At 57.7% G+C, this 4,874-nt stretch carries 5 protein-coding genes; 2 read left to right on the plus strand and 3 right to left on the minus strand.

Going from position 1 to position 4,874, the window contains the following annotated elements; all coding sequences use genetic code 11:
* The 3 genes from M0974_RS19545 to M0974_RS19555 all read right to left on the minus strand — a co-directional run.
* A partial coding sequence (locus M0974_RS19545; protein WP_297840425.1) for a protein-glutamate O-methyltransferase CheR occupies nt 1-849 on the minus strand: 849 nt, incomplete at its 3' end.
* The gene (locus M0974_RS19550; RefSeq protein ID WP_297840429.1) at nt 846-1,382 is read right to left on the minus strand and encodes a chemotaxis protein CheW; all 537 of its coding nucleotides are present in this window, start codon (nt 1,380-1,382) and stop codon (nt 846-848) included. The genes M0974_RS19545 and M0974_RS19550, both read right to left, overlap by 4 nt.
* A 9-nt stretch (nt 1,383-1,391) precedes the next feature.
* Nucleotides 1,392-3,014, minus strand: a complete 1,623-nt coding sequence (locus M0974_RS19555; protein WP_297840431.1) for a methyl-accepting chemotaxis protein — start codon at nt 3,012-3,014, stop codon at nt 1,392-1,394.
* A 312-nt stretch (nt 3,015-3,326) separates the two neighbouring features.
* Between M0974_RS19555 and M0974_RS19560 the strand changes: the two genes are divergently transcribed.
* Nucleotides 3,327-4,241: a LysR family transcriptional regulator gene (locus tag M0974_RS19560; protein WP_297840434.1), complete on the plus strand. Its 915-nt coding sequence runs from the start codon at nt 3,327-3,329 to the stop codon at nt 4,239-4,241.
* A 129-nt stretch (nt 4,242-4,370) separates the two neighbouring features.
* Nucleotides 4,371-4,874: aldehyde dehydrogenase family protein (locus M0974_RS19565; protein ID WP_297840437.1), on the plus strand; the 504-nt coding region annotated here is incomplete at its 3' end.

The raw sequence follows: 4,874 nt of genomic DNA on the forward strand, positions 1-4,874 counted from the left end.
CGGACGGACAAAAGTCCGCCCCAGGGAACTCGGGACTGGCTCTTGCAGAGGTTCGGTATGACGACTGAAGGCAAACGACTGCGCGATGCCGATCGAACGCATACCCAATCGGGCCAGCAAACTGCCCTCAGCAGGGCCGATAAACAGCACCCCATCTTCAAGCGTCCAGCGCTTGAGCGCGCTGAATGCCTGATGCTGAGTCGCCAGATCGAAATAAATCAGCAGGTTGCGGCAGAATACGAAATCGTAAGCCGGTTGTGCCGCGAACAGGCTTGGATCCAGCACGTTACCCGGCCGGAAATTGACTTGGTCGCGCACCCTCTCGCTGATCAGATGCCCCTCGGCCTCGGCGCTGAAGTGCCGGTCGCGATAGGCAATTTGACCGCCACGAAACGAATTTTTGCCGTAAATAGCGCGCTTGGCTCGCTCAATGGACAACGGGCTGATATCCACCGCATCAATCTTGAATTGCGCGGAGCCAACCCCTGCATCGAACAATGCCATGGCAATTGAGTAGGGTTCTTCGCCGGTTGAGCATGGCAGGCTGAGAATCCGTAACGGTCGTGCGCCCATGAGCGCTGCCAGGCGCGTCTGGGCCAGCTTGCCCAACGTTGCAAATGATTCCGGGTAACGAAAAAACCACGTTTCCGGAACGATCACAGCCTCGATCAGCGCTTGCTCTTCACTGGCGGAGGTCTGCAACAACTGCCAGTAACTTTCGATATCCAGTGCCATGGCCGAGGTACAGCGTTGGCGAACGGCGCGTTCGATGATCGCCTCACCCACCGACACCACATCCAGGCCAATTCGATCTTTGAGAAAGGCGAAGAAGCGTCCGTCGCCGCTCATGGTGCGTCCTCGAACAATTCGAGGCTCAACGGCGGCTCGGGATACAACAACTCGCGTACCGGATCGCTGAGCAGATCTTGCACCCGCACCCATTGCAGCAAACCGTGTTCATCTTCTCGCACCGGCCCCAGGTAGCGCGCCAGGGGGTTGTCCAGACCGTATTCTTTGAATTCGCCGGGAGCGCAACGCAAGGTGTCAGTGGCTTGTTCCAGAATCAACCCGAGCAACTGGCTCGGGCGCTCCGCATCCGGTCGATAATGCACCAGCACCAGACGCGTACTGGTACGAACCTGCGCCGCATGGCCAAAGGTCAGCGCACTGAGATCGATGACCGGCACTATAGCCCCACGATGGGCGAAAACCCCGGCCACCCAATGCGGCGTCTGGGCAACCGGTTTGAGCCGCAAGCGTGGCAATACTTCTGCGATGTCAGCCGCCTCCAGCGCGTAACGCTCCTGGCCGACGCGAAATAATAGAAACAGCTTGTTGCGCGGCGCAGGTGAAACCCCACGCTTGGCCGAATGCTCGATCATTGCGGGTTCTCAGACTTTAAAGCGGGAGACGCCGCCTCGCAGACCCACCGCCACTTGACTTAACTCGTCGATGGCGAAGCTGGCCTGACGCAATGACTCGACCGTCTGACTGCTGGCATCTCCCAACTGCACCAGCGCCTGATTGATCTGCTCGGCACCCGTAGCCTGTGCTTGCATGCCTTCGTTAACCATCAACACCCGCGGCGCCAGGGCCTGCACCTGATAGATGATCTGCGACAACTGCTCACCCACCTGAGTGACCTCGGACATGCCGCGCCGCACTTCTTCAGAAAACTTGTCCATGCCCATCACGCCAGCAGACACCGCAGACTGAATTTCACGAACCATCTGTTCGATGTCGTAGGTGGCCACGGCTGTCTGGTCGGCCAAACGCCGAACTTCAGTGGCTACCACCGCGAAGCCACGTCCGTACTCACCGGCCTTTTCGGCCTCAATCGCTGCGTTGAGCGACAGCAAATTGGTCTGGTCGGCGACTTTAACGATGGTCACCACCACCTGATTGATGTTGCCAGCCTTCTCATTGAGGATCGCCAGCTTGGCGTTGACCAGGTCCGCAGCGCCCATCACTGAATGCATGGTTTCTTCCATGCGCGCCAAGCCTTGCTGGCCGGAACCCGCGAGGTTGGATGCTTGATCGGCGGCCGACGTGACCTCGGTCATCGTGCGCACCAAGTCACGCGAGGTCGCGGCGATTTCTCGCGAAGTCGCGCCAATTTCTGTGGTGGTGGCGGCCGTCTCAGTGGCGGTGGCCTGCTGCTGTTTGGAGGTGGCGGCGATTTCGGTCACCGAGGTGGTGACCTGCACCGACGAACGCTGAGCCTGTGATACGAGGCCCGTCAGTTCGGTCATCATGTCGTTGAAGCCAGCTTCAACGGCGCCGAATTCGTCCTTACGGCCCAAGTTCAGGCGCTTGCTCAAATCACCGCTGCGCATGATGTCGAAGACCCAGACGATTCGACGCATGGGCGTCATGATCGCTCGCATCAACAGCAAACCGCAGATCACCGCCGCAATAATGGCGACGAGCAGGGAGATGCCCATGCTGATCTTGGCCGCAGAGACAGCCGACTGAATCGTGGCGATGGAGCTATCTGCGAGTTTTTTGTTTTCGGTAATCAGGGTAGTGATGAGCAAACGACCTCTATCCCAAGCGGGAATCATTTGCGAGAAGAGCAAACTGTGTGCTTTAGCGAATTCATTGGCTTGATAAAGCGCGAGGACGTCCTCGGAAATCTTTTTATACTCGGCGTGCTGCTTTTCAAACGCATCGACACGGGCCTGATCTTCCGGATCAAAGATGGTCTTCTTATAGCTGTTCAACTCGGTAACAAGTTGATCCTCGTAGCCCTTGAACATGTCCAACTCAGCCGGCGTGAGCGGGCGGCCCTCGTCTTCGCCGAATAAGCGCAAAGTAGCCAGATAACTGTTGACCCAGGCACCACGCACCGTGGTGCTGTAATAAAGACCTGGCAACGCGTCGGTACGCACCTGTTCCTCGCTGGATTCAATCGATAACAGTCGGGAATACGACACGACAACCATCAACAACATGATGGCGATGATCACAGCGAAACTCGCCGCAATTCGTTGGCGTAATGTCCAATTCTTCAAAGTCCTGACCTCAAGAGTTCAACGCGACAGCACTGACGCGTTCAAGAAGTGGACCGACAGCCGGCCCAAAGCTGGCTGAGTATAGCCCAGCCTCTTATGCCTTAGATCGATATTTCCCACATGCTTGTAGGGGTTTTCCTACTTATTTTCGGGAAAAAGTCTCGATTTGATGCGACGAATTATTGGACGTTGTGAACCTGCGCTTTGTCGCCGGCTAGCTTGCTGTGAGGCTGCGCCGCCGACTGGCCTATCTATTAAAACGATATACACTCGAAAAAATCTAAAAACACGATCTACAGCCGAGCACTCCCTATGATGACGCTGCGCCAGATCCGTCACTTCATTGCCGTCGCAGAAACCGGCTCGATCTCAGCGGCTGCGCAGGCGGTTTTTATTTCCCAGTCCACGCTGACCTTGGCGATCCAGCAACTGGAGCAAGAGATCGGCGTAGTCCTGTTTAATCGCCACGCCAAGGGCATGACCCTCACCCATCAAGGCCATCAGTTTCTGCGGCAGGCACATTTGATTCTGGCCACCGTGGACAACGCCAAACGCAGCCTGCAACAAAGCACCGATCAAGTAGCCGGGCAGCTCATCATCGGCGTGACCAGCCTGGTGGCCGGCTACTATCTGGCGGACCTGCTGACCCGCTTTCAACGCGCGTACCCGAATGTCGAACTACGGGTTATGGAAGATGAGCGCCCTTACATCGAGCATCTGCTGGTCAGCGGTGAAATCGATGTTGGGGTGTTGATCATTTCCAATCTCGAAGACCGGCATGCATTACAAACCGAAGTGCTGACCCATTCACCGCACCGGGTGTGGCTGCCCGCTCAGCATCCGCTGCTGGAGCACGACAGCATCAGCTTGGCCGACGTTGCCCGCGAGCCGCTGATTCAACTCAATGTCGATGAGATGGACATGAATGCCCTGCGCATGTGGGTCCGCGCCGGGCTACAACCGCATATCACGTTGCGCACCGCCTCGACCGAAGCGGTGCGAAGTCTGGTGGCTGCCGGATTAGGCGTGTCGATTCAGCCGGACATGACCTATCGGCCGTGGTCGCTGGAAGGCGACATCATTGAAGCGCGCCCGTTGGCTGATCTCTCGGAAACCCTGGATGTCGGCCTGGCATGGCGGCGCGGCACCGCCCGACCCGCCTTGGTCGACCCGTTTCTGACCGTCGCCCGAGAGCAACCACACGCGGGACGCCGGCTATCTATTTAATCGAACGCTGCTTTCAGTATTTAGTATTTGTCGCCCTCCCGTCCGCGCACTAGTCTCTGAGAAGAGCCAAGGCCGGGCGCGCCAACGAGCATGCCCATGGAAATCGAGCCTAAGAAGAGAGCAGCAAAAATGCCCGGCAACCCTCCACAACTGTTCACCGCACTCTTGATTGACGGAGAACTGGTCCCAGGCCAAGGTTTTGCCGAGCCCATTATCAATCCGGCCACAGGTGAAGTGCTGACGCGCGTCGCCGAAGCCAGCACCGAACAAGTCGAATCCGCGATCCTCGCCGCCCATCGGGCGTTTGCCAGTTGGTCGCGAACCACCCCGCAGCAACGCTCGATCGTCCTCCTGTCGATTGCTGACGCCATTGAAAAACAAGCTGACCTTCTGGCGCGCCTTGAGTCGCTCAACTGCGGCAAGCCATTGCATTTGGCACGTCAGGATGATTTGAGCGCGACGGTGGATGTGTTCCGCTTCTTTGCCGGGGCTGTGCGCTGTCAAACCGGCCAACTGTCGGGCGAGTATTTGCCCGGCTACACCAGCATGGTTCGCCGTGACCCGATCGGCGTGGTCGCCTCAATTGCGCCGTGGAATTACCCGATCATGATGGCTGCATGGAAAATCGCCCCG

Origin of the sequence: Pseudomonas sp. (assembly GCF_026224925.1) — a bacterium.
Taxonomy (GTDB): Bacteria; Pseudomonadota; Gammaproteobacteria; order Pseudomonadales; family Pseudomonadaceae; genus Aquipseudomonas.